The organism is Caldinitratiruptor microaerophilus (assembly GCF_025999835.1).
Classification (GTDB): Bacteria; Bacillota; Sulfobacillia; order Symbiobacteriales; family ZC4RG38; genus Caldinitratiruptor; species Caldinitratiruptor microaerophilus.
Map to the genome: position 1 here is coordinate 1,845,840 of NZ_AP025628.1, position 16,089 is coordinate 1,861,928.

General features: G+C 73.2%; 16 protein-coding genes. 1 reads left to right on the forward strand and 15 read right to left on the reverse strand.

Going from position 1 to position 16,089, the window contains the following annotated elements; translation table 11 throughout:
• Positions 1-31: 31 nt before the first annotated feature.
• From caldi_RS08985 to sigG, 5 genes are all read right to left on the reverse strand, one after another.
• Positions 32-1,213 (reverse strand): HlyD family efflux transporter periplasmic adaptor subunit, encoded by a 1,182-nt coding sequence (locus caldi_RS08985; protein WP_264841442.1) that lies wholly within the window; start codon positions 1,211-1,213, stop codon positions 32-34.
• Entirely contained in the window at positions 1,210-2,079 is an 870-nt protein-coding gene (locus caldi_RS08990; protein WP_264841443.1) for a polyphenol oxidase family protein, read from the reverse strand. The genes caldi_RS08985 and caldi_RS08990 overlap by 4 nt, the downstream gene beginning before the upstream one ends.
• A gap of 63 nt (positions 2,080-2,142) precedes the next feature.
• Complete coding sequence (locus caldi_RS08995) at positions 2,143-2,409, reverse strand: YlmC/YmxH family sporulation protein (protein WP_264841444.1); 267 nt, start codon at positions 2,407-2,409, stop codon at positions 2,143-2,145.
• A 109-nt stretch (positions 2,410-2,518) separates the two neighbouring features.
• On the reverse strand, positions 2,519-3,337 hold the full coding sequence (locus tag caldi_RS09000; RefSeq protein ID WP_264841445.1) for a stage II sporulation protein R: 819 nt from the start codon (positions 3,335-3,337) through the stop codon (positions 2,519-2,521).
• A 30-nt stretch (positions 3,338-3,367) separates the two neighbouring features.
• Positions 3,368-4,141 (reverse strand): RNA polymerase sporulation sigma factor SigG, encoded by a 774-nt coding sequence (sigG, locus tag caldi_RS09005; protein WP_264841446.1) that lies wholly within the window; start codon positions 4,139-4,141, stop codon positions 3,368-3,370.
• Between the two features lie 460 nt (positions 4,142-4,601).
• Between sigG and caldi_RS09010 the strand changes: the two genes are divergently transcribed.
• Positions 4,602-6,155 (forward strand): ATP-dependent metallopeptidase FtsH/Yme1/Tma family protein, encoded by a 1,554-nt coding sequence (locus tag caldi_RS09010; protein ID WP_264841447.1) that lies wholly within the window; start codon positions 4,602-4,604, stop codon positions 6,153-6,155.
• Between the two features lie 62 nt (positions 6,156-6,217).
• On the opposite strand, the gene sigE is transcribed toward caldi_RS09010, so the two are convergent.
• The 10 genes from sigE to murG all read right to left on the reverse strand — a co-directional run bounded on the left by sigE (position 6,218) and on the right by murG (position 16,078).
• Complete coding sequence (gene sigE, locus caldi_RS09015; protein WP_264844769.1) at positions 6,218-6,907, reverse strand: RNA polymerase sporulation sigma factor SigE; 690 nt, start codon at positions 6,905-6,907, stop codon at positions 6,218-6,220.
• A gap of 62 nt (positions 6,908-6,969) precedes the next feature.
• Entirely contained in the window at positions 6,970-7,932 is a 963-nt protein-coding gene (locus tag caldi_RS09020) for a sigma-E processing peptidase SpoIIGA (RefSeq protein ID WP_264841448.1), read from the reverse strand.
• 166 nt (positions 7,933-8,098) lie between these two features.
• Positions 8,099-9,154, reverse strand: a complete 1,056-nt coding sequence (ftsZ, locus tag caldi_RS09025; RefSeq protein WP_406568076.1) for a cell division protein FtsZ — start codon at positions 9,152-9,154, stop codon at positions 8,099-8,101.
• Positions 9,155-9,202: 48 nt separating this feature from the next.
• Positions 9,203-10,444, reverse strand: coding sequence for a cell division protein FtsA (gene ftsA, locus caldi_RS09030; RefSeq protein ID WP_264841450.1), 1,242 nt, complete (start codon positions 10,442-10,444; stop codon positions 9,203-9,205).
• A gap of 164 nt (positions 10,445-10,608) precedes the next feature.
• Positions 10,609-10,998, reverse strand: a complete 390-nt coding sequence (locus tag caldi_RS09035; protein ID WP_319951741.1) for a small basic family protein — start codon at positions 10,996-10,998, stop codon at positions 10,609-10,611.
• A 28-nt stretch (positions 10,999-11,026) separates the two neighbouring features.
• Positions 11,027-11,731 (reverse strand): DUF881 domain-containing protein, encoded by a 705-nt coding sequence (locus caldi_RS09040; protein WP_264841451.1) that lies wholly within the window; start codon positions 11,729-11,731, stop codon positions 11,027-11,029.
• Between the two features lie 26 nt (positions 11,732-11,757).
• On the reverse strand, positions 11,758-12,567 hold the full coding sequence (locus caldi_RS09045; protein WP_264841452.1) for a cell division protein FtsQ/DivIB: 810 nt from the start codon (positions 12,565-12,567) through the stop codon (positions 11,758-11,760).
• A gap of 72 nt (positions 12,568-12,639) precedes the next feature.
• Positions 12,640-13,920, reverse strand: coding sequence for a UDP-N-acetylglucosamine 1-carboxyvinyltransferase (gene murA / locus caldi_RS09050; RefSeq protein ID WP_264841453.1), 1,281 nt, complete (start codon positions 13,918-13,920; stop codon positions 12,640-12,642).
• Between the two features lie 49 nt (positions 13,921-13,969).
• Complete coding sequence (gene murB / locus caldi_RS09055; protein WP_264841454.1) at positions 13,970-14,887, reverse strand: UDP-N-acetylmuramate dehydrogenase; 918 nt, start codon at positions 14,885-14,887, stop codon at positions 13,970-13,972.
• A 39-nt stretch (positions 14,888-14,926) separates the two neighbouring features.
• Positions 14,927-16,078 carry an undecaprenyldiphospho-muramoylpentapeptide beta-N-acetylglucosaminyltransferase gene (gene murG / locus caldi_RS09060; RefSeq protein ID WP_264841455.1) on the reverse strand — a complete coding sequence of 384 codons (1,152 nt, stop codon included), beginning with the start codon at positions 16,076-16,078 and terminating at the stop codon, positions 14,927-14,929.
• Positions 16,079-16,089 lie beyond the last annotated feature (11 nt).

Sequence of the window (16,089 nt, forward strand, 5' to 3'; positions counted from 1 at the left end):
CCTTCCTAGAGAGGGCCTACAGTTCCATGAATTACTGCTGCCGGCCACCGCCCGGGGGTGACCCGGCGGAGGTGCGTGACACGCGCACCACCTCGCCCTCCCGGAGGCCACCTTCCACCACGACCTGGTCGAGGCCCTGACCCACGACCTTCACGGGCACGAAGTGCCCGGCGCCGCCGTCCTCCACCCAGACACCCAGCCGGCCACCCTCGTGGGTGAGCGCCGTGGCCGGGACCACCAGGCCGCTCCACCGCCGCAGGACCACCCGGATTTCCGTCCGGCGCACATGCAGGAGTCCGTCCGGCACGGGGGCCGCGGACTCGAGGACCAGGAGCCGGCGCTCGCCTGCCCCCGCGGACAGGGTCAGGACGGTGAAGGCCGCCCGCGCTCGGAGGTCGGGGAGTTCGACCGGAAGCGGCTCGCCCGGCGCCAGGGAGCGGACCGCCTCCGCGGGAGCGGCGGCCACCAGCCACACCCGCGACCCGTCCACGATCTTGAAGACCGGTTCGCCCGCCCGCGCGGTCCCCACCGGCGGTTCGAGCCGGCGTGCCGGCAGACCGTCGAGCCACGCCGGGTCCGGCGCACCCCGCCCCCCGGCGCCGAGCCAGGCGAGGGCGTCAGGGTCCAGTTCCTCCTCGAGCCCGTCGACCGCGAAGCTGACCGAACCGGGAACCTCGGCCGTGATCTCCTCGGCCGCGTTCGGGGGGCCGATCCGCACGACCGGCGTCCCCACCCGGACCACGCGGCCGGCGGGGACGAGCCGCTCGACAGGGCCATCCCGCGTGGCGACCTGGACCCGTTCCTCCCGGACGACCAGCGCCTGGGCGGCGAACCCGAGTTCGACCGCGTCCCGCCGGACGGGAACCGTCGCCGGCGCGGCAGCCGGCCGGAGCGGCAGGGCCGAGAGGGCGACGATCCCGAGCACGGCCGCGAGGGCCGCCAGCACCGGCAGCGCGCGCCGCCACGGCGCCGCCGGCCTCCGGGCACCGCCCTGCGGCCCGGCCCGGCCGCGGAGCATCACCAGGCGCGGGCGGGCGCCCGGCGCCTGCGGGGCCTGGGGTGCAGCCCCGCCCGGCGCTTGCGGCCGGATGACCGCGAGGTGGGGCGTGCCCGGCTTGCGCGGGCGCCGGTAACCGCGCGCACCGCCTGCGCGGCGGTCCCCACCGGCCCCGCGGCTGCCCTTTTGCCCCCCACGCGGGCCACGGCCGTTCACGACGCGCGCCCCTCTCCGTCGAGGACGACGATGGCTGCCTGGCGCCCAGCCTGCCCGCGCTGGGCGCGGTGCGAGAAGAAGTCGGCGACGTGGCAGGCGGTGCAGATGCCGGCGACCTGGACCTGCGCCGCCGGCACGCCGCACGCGACGACCTGGTCTCGGTTTGCCGCCCACAGGTCGAGCCGCCAGCGCCCCGGCGCCCTGCCGCGACGCAGCCACGAACCGGGTCCCGCACGCACGGCCCCGTCCTGCCCCTCCTCGAAGGCGGCCACGACGGGCTCGTCCACTTCGTAGCAGCATGGGCCGATCGACGGCCCCACCACGGCCCAGAGATCCCCGGGCCGGCTCCCGTACTCCGCCGCCAGGGCCCGCACCGCGTGGCCCGCGGCTCCCCGGGCGGTTCCTCGCCAGCCGGCGTGGACCAGGGCCGCGGCCCGCCGCCGGGGATCGAAGAGGAAGACCGGGACGCAGTCGGCCGTGGTCACGACGAGCGCGAGCCCCGGGGTCGCGGTCACGAGGGCATCGACCCCGGGCACCAGCCCGCTCCGGTCGCCCGCCCCGGCGCCGGGCCCCGTGTCGGGCAGGGGGCCGTCGACCCGGGCCACCCGCACCCCGTGCACCAGGCCGGCGACCACGGCCCGCTCCGGCGGCAGGCCCAGCAGGGCCAGCGCCCGACGGCGGTTCTCGGCCACCCGGCGGGGATCGTCGCCAACGCCGTAGCTCAGGTTGAGGGAGCCCCGCGGCCCCTCCGTCACCCCACCGTGCCGGGACGTGAAAGCGGTCCGGAGGCCGCCCAACTGCTCCAGGAAGGGGAAGCGCAGCGCCCGGACCGCGCCGGCGTTCAGCCACTGCGGAACGGTGCCCACCCCCGGCACGCTCTTTCTGGTTTCATCATAGCAAGCGTGCCGGGGGGTGCCAACGCGGCCCCGTCAGGCGCCGCCGGCGCCGCCGGTTCCGTCGGGCCCGTCGTCCCAGTCGACGAGGATGCAGTCCGGCCCGATCCGCACGATGCGGTGCCAGGGGATGACGATGTCCCGCTCGCCGCCGAGAAGTCCCCAGAGCCGGCTGTGCCCGGGGACGACCAGGGCCGTGATCCGCCCGGTCTTCTCGTCGATCTCCACGTCCACCAGTTCCCCGAGCCGCCGGCCCGTGCGGATGTTGATGACGTCCTTGCGCAGCTCCGACGCCTTGGCCACGGGCGCTCCCTCCCCGGCCCCCCGGGTCCCGGCCGTGCAGGGGCCCCTACAGCATATGCCCGCCTGAGGCCGGCCTGGACGGGAGGCCACGGAGCGCCCGGCCACGGCGCTAGCGGAAGACCGCCTGCCCCTGTGCGACCCGGGTGGGCGGCCAGCGCCGCTCCGAGAACCGCTCGAGCCAGCGCAGGAGCGCCAGGCGCGGGCGGACGGGCAACTCGTCCAGGGTGCGCTCGTCAAGGAGGACCGGCGGCCCGCCCGCTGCGGCGACCGGTCGCTCGCCCTCCGGGTCGTCCCGGCGGGCCGGGGCGAGCGCGGGGACCGCCGGGCCGGAGCCGTTCGCCGCGGGCGGTGGCCCGGCCGGCGCGCCGGGATGCTCCTCCACCCGCCCGGTCCACTCCGGGTAGCACAGCATCGGGAACATGACGCACCACCAGTTGCGGCCCTCCCCGCGCCCGATCACCAGCCGCACGGCAGGGTAGCGCCCGGCCGGCAGGTCCAGGCCGGGGTAGCGGGTGGAGGGGAAGTCGAAGTGGCCGACCTCGAGCCGTACCCTCTCGGCCGGCCGCCCGGCGGCCGCCAGTTCGCGACGGGCCGCCGCGAGGACCGCGCCCCGGCCCGCCTCGACCGCCTGGGCCGCCTCGGCCGGGGTGGCCGCCCGGGCCACGAGGGCCCGGAGCACCGGCAGGACGGCGTCCCGGACCCGGAGCTTGACGACCTGGTCTGCCGGCGCGTCGCTGTTGGCGACGACGTGGAACCGGAGGAGCGAGTCGGGCGTCAGAGGCCGGATGGCGGCCGCCGGGGCCGGGGCAGCAGCGCCTTCCTGGGGGCCCGGCCGGACGGCGTCCCCCCGCCCTGCCCCGAGGAGTCCGGCTCCCGCCGCCAGGAGCGCGAGCCCTGCTCCGAGCCTGTGCACCGCTTTCGTCCGCACCGCCCCCTCGTGCGCGCTCCTGCGGCGCTGTCAGACGTACTTGCGCATGTGACTGAGCGCCGCCTTCTCGAGGCGGGAGACCTGGGCCTGGGAGATGCCGATCTCCTCGGCGACCTCCATCTGGGTCTTCCCCTCGAAGAACCGCAGAGTGAGGATCAGCCGTTCCCGGTCGCTCAGCCGGCGCAGGGCCTCCCGGATCGCGATGCCCTCGAGCCAGTTGCCGTCGTGGTCCCTGTCGTCGCTCACCTGGTCCATGACGTAGATGGGGTCGCCCCCGTCATGGTACAGGGGCTCGAACAGGGACACGGGCTCCTGGATCGCGTCCAGGGCGAAGACGATCTCCTCCACGGGCATCTTGAGCTCGTCGGCGACCTCCTGGACGGTCGGCTCCCGGCCCAGGCGGGCCACCAGGGCATCCCGCACCTGCAAGGCCTTGTACGCGATGTCTCGCAGCGACCGGCTGACCCGGATCGGGGTGTTGTCCCGGAGGTAGCGGCGGATCTCGCCGATGATCATCGGCACCGCGTACGTGCTGAAGCGGACGTTCTGCGACAGGTCGAAGTTGTCGATCGCCTTCATGAGGCCGATGCAGCCCACCTGGAAGAGGTCGTCCACGTACTCGCCGCGGTTGTTGAACCGCTGGATGACGCTCAGCACCAGGCGGAGGTTCCCCCCGATCAGCTCCTCGCGGGCCGTCGGGTCCCCGGCCTGCATCCGCTGGAACAGTTCCCGCATCTGGGCGTTGGTGAGAACGGGCAGCTTGGACGTGTTGACTCCGCAAAGCTCAACTTTGTTTACCATCATCGGCCCGTTACTCTCCCCGTCAGGGTCGCAGAACTCCGAACGTCGCCGCGCCCGTTTTCCGGAACTCGTTGGGTCGGCTGCCAGGGATTTTTCCTTGTCCGAACTTGAGTATCCCCGCCACCCCGTGACCCTATTCCGGATGAATGGCATCGAATGCCAGACATCCCGACTCCAACCAGCACAGCGCCGACCGTCGCGGCGGCGGCCACCGGCCAACTTGGTAAAGCAACTTATTCCGAATAGGAAATTGGCCTGGCCCCGACTGGGGCTCCGGGTTTCGGGTATGATGAGAGGACAGAGGCCCCGGCGTGGCCGGGGCTGCTTTTCGCTCTTGTGCCGGCGGCGTGCCGGCGTCCCGCGCGCGATTCGCCGCCCGGCCGGTCGGGGAGCCCCCCGGCGGCCGAACCGGGGCGTGCATTTGCAACTGGAGAAAATTAAACAAATCAGGTGGTGGAGCGCCGTGCAGGTAACCCGCAGTCCCGAGCCGGTGCCCCGCAGGGCCGTCGTCCTGGGGGCGGTCGGCGCCCTCGCCGCGCTGGCGGGGTCGGTCTTCGCCGGTGCAGCGCCGGTCACCGTTGCCGCCCTGGGTCTCGCCGCCGGCGCGCTCGGTGCCGTGGCGATGGCCGCACGAAGACCGCCGCAGGGTTCGTCCGGCCGGGTCCACGTGCTCGGGCGGGGGTCGGCTGCCGAGCGCGCCGAGGCCGCCGAGGCCCACCGGCCCACGGTGACGTTCGCGGACGTGGCCGGCCTCGACGAGGTACTGGGTGACCTGCGGGAGCTCGTCGACTTCATCCGCAACCGCGACCGGTACCTGGCCCTCGACGCCCGGCTGCCCCGGGGCGTGCTCCTGTACGGTCCGCCGGGGACGGGCAAGACGCTCATCGCCCGCGCGCTCGCAGGCGAGGCCGGAGCCACGTTCCGCTACGCGAGCGGCTCGAGCTTCGTGGAGAAGTACGTGGGCGTCGGCGCGCAGCGCATCCGCGAGCTCTTTCAGGACGCCCGCAAGCACGCGCCCGCGGTCGTCTTCGTCGACGAGATCGACACCATCGGCCGGCGGCGCGGGAGCGCCGAGACGGCGGAGTGGGACTCTGCCCTGAACCAGCTCCTCACCGAGCTGGACGGGTTCAACAGCACGGACAACGTGCTGTTCGTCGCCGCGACCAACCGCCGGGAGCTCCTGGACGAGGCCCTCCTGCGGCCGGGGCGGCTCGACCGTCAGATCTACATCGGCCTTCCCGACCTGGCCGCCCGGCTCGAGATCCTGCGCACCCACACCCGGCGCAAGCCGCTGGCCCCCGACGTCGACCTGGAGGCGCTGGCCCGCCGCACTTCGGGCCTCTCCGGCGCCCACCTGGCGGCGATCGTCAACGAGGCCGCCCTGTGCGCCGTCCGGGCCGGCCGGCCGGCGGTGACCGCCCAGGACCTGGCGACCGCCTTCGACCGGGTGCTGGCCGGGCAGAGCGGCCGCACGTCGGTGCTGAGCGACGAGGAGCGCCGGCTGGTGGCCTACCACGAGGCGGGACATGCCGTCGCCGGCTGGGTTCTCGGCCAGGGCGCCATCGAGCGGATCAGCCTGCTGCCCCGCTCCCGGGCGCTGGGGTACGTGCTGCAGGTGCCGGAGGAGCGGGCGCTCGTCACCCGCAGCCAGCTCGAGGCGCGCATCGCGGTGCTGCTCGCCGGGCGGGCGGCGGAGGCCCTCCTCACCGGCGACTTCACCACCGGGGCGGCGGACGATCTCCAGAAGGTCACCGAGCTTGCCGAGCGGATGGTCTGCCAGTACGGGATGGGGGAGCGCCGGCCGCACCAGGTCATCCGCGAGGAAGCGCTCGTCCTGTCCGGTCCGGCGGCGGACGAGGTGGATGCGATCGTCCGGCGGGGGTGGGTCCGGGCCCAGGAGATCGTCGGCAGCCACCGCCAGGCCCTGGCCGCGCTGGCCACGGCCCTGCTGGAGCGGGAGGTCCTCGACCGCGCCGACGTCGAGGCGATCCTGGGCGGCGCCGGCCAGGCGGCCTGAAGCCCGCACGACGATCCGGCAGGGGTGGCGGGGCCCGGAGGCGATCCTCCGGGCCCCGGCCTTCACTCCATCCGCGCGATCTCCCGCCGCAGCCGCTTGAAGATGCGTTTCTCGAGGCGCGAGATGTACGACTGCGAGATCCCGAGGAGGTCGGCCACCTCCTTCTGCGTCCGCTCCCGGCCGTCCTTGAGCCCGAAGCGCAGTTCCATGATCCGCTTCTCGCGGCCGGTGAGCTTGGCCATCGCCTTCCGGAGGAGGGTGCGCTCCACCTCCTCCTCGAGCCCGCGGTAGATGATGTCGTTCTCGGTCCCCATCACGTCGGACAGCAGCAGTTCGTTGCCCTCCCAGTCCTTGTTCAGGGGCTCGTCGAAGGAGACCTCCGCCCGGGTGCGGCTCGACCGGCGAAGGAACATGAGGATCTCGTTCTCGATGCACTTCGACGCATAGGTGGCGAGCTTGATCCGCTTGGAGGGATCGAAGGTCTTCACGGCCTTGATCAGGCCGATGGTCCCGATGGATACGAGGTCCTCCACCCAGATCCCGGTGTTGTCGAACTTTCGCGCGATGTACACGACCAGCCGGAGGTTCCGCTCGATCAGGGTGTTCTTGACCGATTCGTCCCCTGCCTGCAACCTGTCGAGGAGGGACGCCTCCTCCTGCACCGTGAGCGGCGGCGGCAGCGTCTCGCTGGAGCCGATGTAGTCGAGCGTTTCCGGCGGCACGAGCTCGAGCCACTCGAGAAGTCGTGCCAGCCGGGCCCGGGCCCGCCACAACCCCAGGCGCCACCCGCCCTCAAGCGGCAGTGCCAGGCCGGTCACGATCGCACCCCCCAGCATCCTCCAGTGGCAGTTCCCAGCCCCGACCCCGTACCGCCCGCGGCCTCGTCCTCCAGCAGCGCGCCGGGCACCAGTGCCTGGAACCGGCCCGCGGGGTCCAGCGGTTCCGGCGTCAGCGCCACCAGGGCGGCCCGGCTCCACCCTTGCACCTCGAGGCGGTCGGGACGGATGGCGATCAGTAGCCCCGACGGGGTGCCGAGGCTCCGGAACGGAACCAGCCGCACCCGCCTCGCCCAGGCAGCCGGAAGGGCAGCTGCAGCCCCGGCGGGGTCGTCCAGCGGGTGGACCCGCAAGGCCGGCGGCAGGAGCGGTGCCAGCGCCCGGCGTTCCGCCACCACCACGGGAACGCCGCCGGCGGGGTCGTGCAGCCGGTTCCCGGTATCCACGAGCGCCCGCACGGTCACCTGCTCCCCTCCGACCGCGACCCGCAGGGCGACGAGGTCGGGCCGGGCCCGCCGCCAGACCCTGGCCGAGTCCAGGACCAGGCGGCCACCGGCCAGCACCAGCGCTGCCCCCGCCAGGATCAGGGGCGAAGGGGCGAGCGGCACGGAGAAGGCGACGTAGCCCTGCGCCGCCCTGTACACCGCCACGCCCCGCGGTACCCCGGAACCGAGGAGGACGGCTGCCCCGGCGATCGCGGCGCCCGCGGCGTAGAAGTAGAGGAGCAGGCGGCCCAGCGAGCGGACGGGGACCGTCCCGCCATACCCCAGGGTCAGGAGCAGGAGGCTGCCCGCCATCCGGGCTCCCCACCCGCGCAGGGCGGCACCTCCCGGGAAGGCGGCCACGACGTCGGCCAGTGCGCCCGCCGCGGCGGCGGCCAGAAGACGCAAGGGGCGCACCCGGACGCCGGCCATGACGCCTGCCGCCCACAGCCAGAGGCCGTCGACGACCAGGGACAGCCCGAACACGACGTCGACGTCGACGACCCGGACGAGCGGCACGCCCCCTTCCCCCTCCCGGGGTAATCCATTCTACGCCCCGTCCCCACCGCCCATGCCTCATTTTACAGGCGGGCGGACGCGGAGCCTGTCGAACCCGCGGACGCGAAAGGGCCGGGCCCCGCGGCCCGGCCCCAGGGTCCGATTCGCGGCGCGCACCCCCCGCCCGTCACGACTTGGACCGGCGCAGGAAGGCGGGGATCTCGAGGTCGTCGGTGAAGGGCTTGAGATCGAGCTCCCGGGCCCCCTGCGGCGCGCCGTTGCGCAGCCGCCGGTCCTGGTCGAACCCGGTGGCGATCACGGTGACCCGGACCTGATCGTGCAGCGACTCGTCGATCACCGCCCCGAAGATGATGTTCGCCTCCGGATCGGCCGCCTGGCTGATGATCTCGGCGGCCTCGTGGACCTCGTACAGGCTCAGGTCGCTCCCGCCGGTGATGTTCAGGAGGACGCCCTTGGCCCCTTCGATCGACGTCTCCAGAAGCGGGCTGGAGATGGCCGCCCGGGCCGCTTCGCTCGACCGGTTCTCCCCGGACGAGACCCCGATGCCCATGAGCGCCGACCCCTGGTCGGACATGATGGTGCGCACGTCGGCGAAGTCCAGGTTGATGAGGCCGGGGGTCGCGATGAGGTCGGAGATGCCCTGCACGCCCTGGCGCAGCACGTCGTCGGCGATCCGGAAGGCCTCGGTGAGCGAGGTCTTCTTGTCGACCACCTGGAGGAGCCGGTCGTTGGGAATCGTGATGAGCGTGTCCACCTTGGCCTTGAGGGCAGCGATGCCCTTCTCGGCCACCACCTGGCGCCGCTTGCCCTCGAAGGTGAACGGCCGGGTGACGACACCGACGGTGAGCGCACCGAGCTCCTTGGCGATCTCCGCGACGATGGGCGCTGCGCCGGTGCCGGTCCCGCCGCCCATGCCCGCGGTGATGAACACCATGTCCGCGCCCTTCAGGGCCTCGGCGAGCTGATCGCGGCTCTCCTCGGCGGCCTTCTCGCCGATCTCCGGGTTGGCCCCGGCGCCCAGCCCCTTCGTCAGCTTGGCACCGATCTGGATCTTCGACGGCGCCTGGCTCTGGCTGAGCGCCTGCGCGTCGGTGTTCAGGGCGATGAACTCCACGCCCTTGAGGCCCGACGCGATCATGCGGTTGACGGCGTTGCTGCCCCCGCCGCCGACCCCGACCACCTTGATGCAGGCAAACTGCGCCTGGTCCGGCTCGTATTCCATCACGGTCAAGTTCCTCCCTCGGTCGGGCAGATGGGCCGGGAAGAGACGTCAGAAAAGCGCCTGCCACCAGTTGCGCAAGCGCTCCAGGAGCCCCGGCGAGGGCTCCCGCTCCTGCGCCGGAGCCGCCTCCCGCACGGGGCTGCGCGCCGCCAGCCGGACCAGACCGACCGCCGTGGCGAAGGCAGGCCCGGCCACGATGTCGTTCATGCCGGCGAGGCCGGAAGGCTGCCCGACCCGCACGGGCAGGTCGAGGACCTGGGCCATCCACTCGACCAGGCCCGGCAGCTGGGCGGTCCCCCCTGTCAGGACCACGCCGCCCGGGAGCATGCCCGGGTACCCGGAACGCTTGATCTCGCGGCTCACGAGCAGCACGAGCTCCTGCACGCGGGCCTCGATGATCGCCGCCACGTCCCGCTGCGTGACCCGCCGCGTGCCGCGCCCGGAGGGATTCGGCAGCTCGAACTCCCGGTCCGCGGCCTGCGGCACGGTGGCACAGCCCTGCTCCACCTTCACCTGCTCGGCGACGGGTAGCGGCACCCGCAGCCCCACCGCGATGTCGCTGGTGATGTGCTCGCCCCCCACGGGCAGGACCGAGCAGTACCAGGGGCTCCCCTTGTCGTAGAGGGTGATGTCGGTGGTCCCGCCGCCGATGTCGAGCAGGACCACCCCCAGTTCCTTCTCCGCCGGCGTGAGCACCGCCTCACCCGCGGCGAGGCCGGAGAGCCAGAGGTCCTCGACCTCCAGGCCGCTCCGGGCGACGGCGCGCATGAGGTTCTGCAACGAGGCCGAGGCCGCCGTGACCATGTGGGCCTCGACCTCCAGACGCCCTCCTACCATGCCGACGGGGTCCTTGACCCCGTCGTACCCGTCCACCTCGTACTCCCGGGGGACGATGTGGAGCACTTCCCGGTCCGGCGTGAGGTTGATGACCCGGGCCGCCTCGAGCACCCGGCGGACGTCGTCCGCCGTGATCTCGTGGTCCGGGCGGCTCACCGCCACCACGCCCCGGCTGTTGAGGGACCCGATGTGGCTGCCCGAGGCGCTGATCACCGCCCCGGTGATCTCCACGCCGCTCATCCGCTCCGCCTGTTCCACGGCCTGGAGGATCGCCCGGCTGGTCCCCTCGATGTCGACGACGACCCCCTTGCGCAAGCCGCTGTTGGGAGCGATGCCGAGCCCGATGATCACAGGCTCCGGCGTCTGAGACACCTCAGCGACCACCGCGGCGACCTTGGTGCTACCGATGTCGAGACCGACCACCGCGTCCCGCAGTCGCTGCCTTCTGGCCAAATCCGTGGCCTCCCTGGATGCGGGGCCTTCCACCATCGTCTGGGATCCACGAAGGGAATTCCACGCCGCCTGTCCATTTCCTCCCGTGGCCTAGCATTTTCTACTATCCCTGGGACCGGCAAGCGCAGCCGCTGCCTTCTTCCGGACAGCCCCGGGCTCCGCGTTCACTGCCCGAGGGGCGCCCCCCGGTCCCTGGACGGCGCGAGGATCCCCCAGCGCTCGAAGAGGCGGCGCCGGATGATGCCGAGGTTCTGGAAGACCCGGATGCCCATGGCAGCCACCGCGGCGAAGTACAGGTCGGAGACGCCGAGGCGGTCGCCGACGTAGATGAAGCCGGCGGCCATGACCATGTTGAAGAAGAAGCCGCTCAGGAAGACGGCCTGGTCGTACTTGCCCTCCAGACCGGCCCGCAGGCCGCCGAAGGCCGAGTCGATGCTGGCCAGGACGGCGATCGACAGGTAGCGGGCGTAGCTGACGCTGGGGACGACCGGCACGAGGAAGCCGGCCACGAGGCCGGCCGCCAGCCCCAGCACCATCACGAGCAGCCTGAGCACGTGTGCTCACGACCTCCCAGGGCGCGCGCTATTCGCTCACCGGCCGCGCGTGGTCGAACTGGAGGCTACCCCGGTAGGCGGGGATCCGCACCTGGGGCCTCTTCTCCACGCTCACCTGAATGCTGTACAGTTCCAGCACGTCCAGGACCCCGCCCTTGAGGCGCAGCCCGCGCTCGAGGGTGTCCGGGTCGCCGATGGCCAGGATCTCCACCGGCGTGCTGGTACGCACGCCGTTCACCATCACCGTGGGGCCCACGCAACGGATCTCCGACCGGGCGGTGAGCCGCTGTCCGTTCACGGCGATCGCCTCGGCCCCGCTGGCGAGAAGCTCGTTGACGACCCGGAGGATGTCCTCGTCATGGATGATGAAGGCGTTCGGGTTCTCGCCGGGCCGCCACGGGCGGGCCGAGTCGTCCAGGACCACCCGCACGCCGGGGCCCTCCAGGGGCACGAGGCCGGCGGCCACCCGCAGCCGCTCCAGTTCGCCCGCCAGGTCCTTGTAATGGGCCTCCCGGTTCGCCAGGTTCTGCACCTGCGTGCGAAGGTCGGCGACCTCCTTGGTGAGCGCGTCCCGCTCCCGCTCGACGCCGCGGAGCTGCTGGGTCAGATCCTCGACGCGCTCGACGGTGACGTCGGCGGCCGCCACCTTCTGCTGGACCCGCCACTGCATCGAAAGCATGAAGCCGAGCACGACGAGCACCAGGGCGATGGCCCACTGCCCCCCTCTGGGCACCCACGTTCCCTCCTTTCGCAGCGGACCTAGGTACCGGCGGCCCCGTCTGCCCCGCCGGCCTCCCCGGCGTCGGGGGCCGGGACCGCGGCGCCAGGCGACAGCGTGGGCCGCGCCGGGTTGCGCAGGTCGACGTTGTGGCCGGTGAGGCGGGCCTCCTCGAGGAGCGTCCGGCCCCCGTCCGGTCCGGTGGCCAGAAGCGCCAGGACCTTCTCCCGCAGCGAGGTGGGCGGCCCCAGGATGGCGACCACAGGCCCCCGGAAGATCAGCGAGAGGTCGCCCTGCGGACTCACCGCCAGCTCGGAGAGGTCGGCCAGAGCGGCCTCCGGCAGGAGCTCCGCCGCCTCCAGCGCCCCGGCCAGGTGCGGGTGCCGGACCTGCTCACCCCGCAGGCCACGGGGGAGCGGGATGCCGGTGATGACCGGGAGGCGGTACTCGTCCAGACGCGCCAGGCGGAGGATCACCCCGTCGGCGTCGAGGACGGCGTACAGGTTGTAGTACGGCAGCAGAGCGACCGGGGTCCGCTCGGTGACCTCCACCCGCAGGATCCCGCCGGGCAGCCAGCTCACCCGGGCGTCGCGGACCCAGGGCTCGCCCTCGATCAGCCGGCGGCGGATGCGCTCGGCCGGGTGGCGCCAGCGCAGTGCGCCGGGCTCGAGCCCGGCCGCCACGAGCACGTCCTCGGGGCGCAGGTGCGCCGCCCCCACCAGGTCGACCCGCTGCAGGCGGTAGGGCGGAGCCTGTGCCAGCGCGTACCCGGTGAGAAGGACCAGGAGCGCCAGGGCGCTCACGGCCAGCGGCAGGCTCCCCGAGGCGCCGGCCCGCGGCCCGCCCTGCATCCGGGAATCCCCTCCCCGCCGAGCTTCATCCTGATTCTAGCACACCGTGGACGGGGGCGGCGCCGCCGCCCCCTACTCCACGATCCGCTCCACGTCGGCCCCCAGGTCCCGCAGCTTCGCCTCGAGCCGCTCGTACCCCCGGTCGATGTGCTCGGTGCCGTAGACCCGGGTCTCGCCGTCGGCGACCAGCCCGGCCAGCACCAGGGCCATCCCCTCCCGGAGGGCCGGGGCGGACACGGCCGCACCGGACAGGCGGTCGACCCCCTGCACCACTGCCGTGTGGCCCACCACCTTGATCTGCGCGCCCATGCGCCGGAGTTCCTCCGCCTGCTTGAACCGGTTCTCGAAGATGGTCTCGGTGATCACGCTGGTGCCGTCCGCCACGGTGGCGAGGGCCATGAACTGGGGCTGCATGTCGGTCGGAATGCCGGGGTACGGCAGCGTCTTCACGTCGACCGCCTTGAGCCGCTTCGGGCCGCGCACCCGGATGGCGCCGTCCCCCTCGTCGACGATCTCCGCACCCATCTCGGTCAGCTTGGCGGACACCGCCTCCACGTGCTCGGCGATGACCCCCTCCAGCCGGACGTCCCCGCCCGTGATGGCGGCCGCGGCCATGAGGCTGCCCGCCTCGATCCGGTCGGGAATCACCGTGTGCTCGCAGCCGTGCAGGCGCCCGACCCCCTCGACGCGGATGACGTCGAGGCCGGCCCCACGGACCCGGGCGCCCATCGCGTTCAGGAGGTTCTGCAGGTCCGTGATCTCGGGCTCCCGGGCCGCTCCCCGGATGATGGTGGTGCCCCGGGCCAGAACGGCCGCCATCATGAGGTTCTCGGTGGCGCCCACGCTCGGGAAGTCGAGGTAGATCTCCCGGCCGAGCAGGTGCGCGGCCTCGGCCTCGATGTAGCCGTGCCGCTCCTCCACCCGGGCGCCCATGTGGGCGAGGCCGCGCAGGTGGTAGTCGATGGGGCGGGGGCCGATCGCGCACCCCCCGGGGTATGCCATCCGCACCCGCCCGAGGCGGCCGAGGAGAGGGCCCATGAGGAAGATGGACGACCGCATTTCCCGCGTGAGGTCCTCACGCACTTCCCAGCTGTCGAGGTCGGCGGCCGAAACCGACAGGACGAGGCCGGACGCATCCTCCTCCTGCCGGACCTTCACACCCAGGCGCCGCAGGATCTCGATCATCACCTGCACGTCCCGGATGGCGGGCACCCCGCGGATGACGCAGGTTTCGCGGGTCAGCACGGTCGCGGCCAGGATCGGGAGGATCGCGTTCTTGGCCCCGCCTGGCCGGGTCGTACCGACCAGGCGCCGGCCGCCGACGACACGCAAGCACTCCTTGCCAGACTGCACGGAGATGACCTCCTAAGTACTCCGCCGGAGCCGGGAAGGCCACAGGACCCTAGAGGGGTCCAAGCCCCCAGAGCCGGACCTCCGGCTCCAGGCAGACCCCGAACCGGTCCCGGACCTGGTCCCGGACCCTGCGCGCGAGCACGAGCACGTCGCTTGCCGTCGCGTGGCCGAGGTTCACGATGAAGTTGGCGTGTCGGGGAGAAACCTGGGCGTCGCCCTGCCGCCAGCCCTTGCAGCCCGCCTGCTCGATCAGGCGGCCGGCGTGATCGCCCGGCGGATTCTTGAATATGCTTCCGGCGTTCGGCACCCCCGTTGGCTGGGTGGCCCGCCGGTGCTCCAGGTACCGCCGCACCCGCTCCATGAGAGCGGCCGGATCGGCCGGCTCGAGCCGCATCTCCACCTCGGTGACGATGGCGCCGGTGTCGATGAGGCAGGACGTCCGGTAGCCGAAGCCGAGGGCCGCCGGCTCCAGGACCTCCTCCCGGCCGTCGCGCCACATCACCCGGGCAGCGGTGACCACCTGGCTGAGGTCGCCGCCGTGGGCGCCGGCGTTGATCACGAGGCCGGCTCCGACCGTCCCGGGGATGGCACAGGCGAACTCCAGTCCGCCGAGTCCCCGGCGGGCACACTCGAGCGCCAGGCGAGGGAGGCTGTGGCCCCCGCCGGCCACCACGCGGTCGCCGTACAGGCGCCGGCGGGCGAGGTCCCCCCCCAGGACCACCACCACGCCGGGCACGCCCTCGTCCGCGACCAGGAGGTTCGAGCCGTTGCCCAGAACCCGGAGCGGCAAGGACTCCTCCCGGGCGACGGACAGGAGGGCGGAGAGCTCCGCGGGGCTCTCGACGGTGACGAAGAATTCGGCCGGACCGCCGATCCGGAACGTCGTGTGGCGCTGAAGCGGCTCCCCCTCCCGGAGGCGGCCCGGGTTGCGTAATAGCCTACGAATGCGTTCCGCGATGCGTGCCATGCGCTCGTTCGCCCTCCCGCAGGCGGACCGCAGGTTAGCCTATTCGGGCGCCGGTCCGGAGGTCCGCACGCCCCGACCCGCGACCTCCAGGACCCGCCGCGCGATCCGCTCCCCGGCATCCGGCATCGCCGCCGCGCGGAGGGCGCGCGCCATGCGGTCCCGGCGGGCGGGATCGTCCAGCAGTTCCGTCAGCGCCCGGTACAGGCGCTCCGGGGCGAGCTCCGCCTCGCGGAACATCAGCACCCCGCCCCGCCGGGCCAGGGCCCGGGCGTTGTGCTCCTGGTGGCCGTGAGTGGCGTGCGGGAACGGGATCACGACCGCCGGCAGGCCGCGCGCGGCGATCTCGGCCATCGTGGTCGCGCCCGCGCGGGTGACCGCCACGTCGGCTGCCGCCAGGGCCAGCGGCATCTCGTGGAGGTACGGCAGGAGCCGCAGCCGCGGCTCATCCTCCGGGGCCAGGCCCACCGAGCGGTAGAGGGCGTCGACCTCGTCCAACTGCCGGGCGCCGGTGACGTGGATGAGGTGGAATCGGGGGCGCTCCAGGAGCCGGGCAGCGACGGGCACCAGCGCCTGGTGGATCCCCCGGCCGCCCTGGCTTCCGCCGAAGGCCAGGACGACCTCCGCCCCCGCCGGCAGGCCGAGCGCCTCCCGGGCGGGCTCGCGCTGCGCTTCGAGGACGGCGCGGCGGACCGGGTTCCCGAACGCGACCAGGCGCGCGCCCGGGGGAAAGTGGCGGCGGGCCTCCGGGTAGGGGATGAAGACGACGCCGGCGATCCGGCTGAAGAGGCGCACCGTGACTCCGGGGAAGGCGTTGCCCTCCCAGAGCGCGATGGGCACCCGCAGCATCCAGGCGGCCGCGAGCACGGGCCCGGAGACGAACCCGCCCGTGGCCAGCACGGCGTGGGGCCGGAAGCGGCGCACGTGGCCCAGGGCCTGGAGGGTCCCCAGGCCTGTCCGCCACAGGCCCCGGAGACGGCCCCGGAGGCCGATGCCCACGAGGGCCCCCGCGGACACGCCGGCGAACGGGAGCCCGGCCCGGCGAACGAGGTCCGCCTCCAGCCCCCTCTCCGATCCGACGTAGAGGAACTCCGCCTCCGGCTCGAGCCGGCGGATCTCGTCGGCGATGGTGAGCGCCGGGTAGATGTGCCCGCCTGTCCCACCGCCGGTCAGGAGAATGCGTACGGACGACAATGTTGCCTCCG

Bases quoted from the DNA above. Each gene is read 5' to 3' on its own strand.
- ftsZ (WP_406568076.1), bottom strand. From the start codon at position 9,154: ATGGAATACGAGCCGGACCAGGCGCAGTTTGCCTGCATCAAGGTGGTC.
- caldi_RS09045 (WP_264841452.1), bottom strand. From the start codon at position 12,567: ATGCAGGGCGGGCCGCGGGCCGGCGCCTCGGGGAGCCTGCCGCTGGCC.
- murB (WP_264841454.1), bottom strand. From the start codon at position 14,887: ATGGCACGCATCGCGGAACGCATTCGTAGGCTATTACGCAACCCGGGC.
- sigG (WP_264841446.1), bottom strand. From the start codon at position 4,141: ATGATGGTAAACAAAGTTGAGCTTTGCGGAGTCAACACGTCCAAGCTG.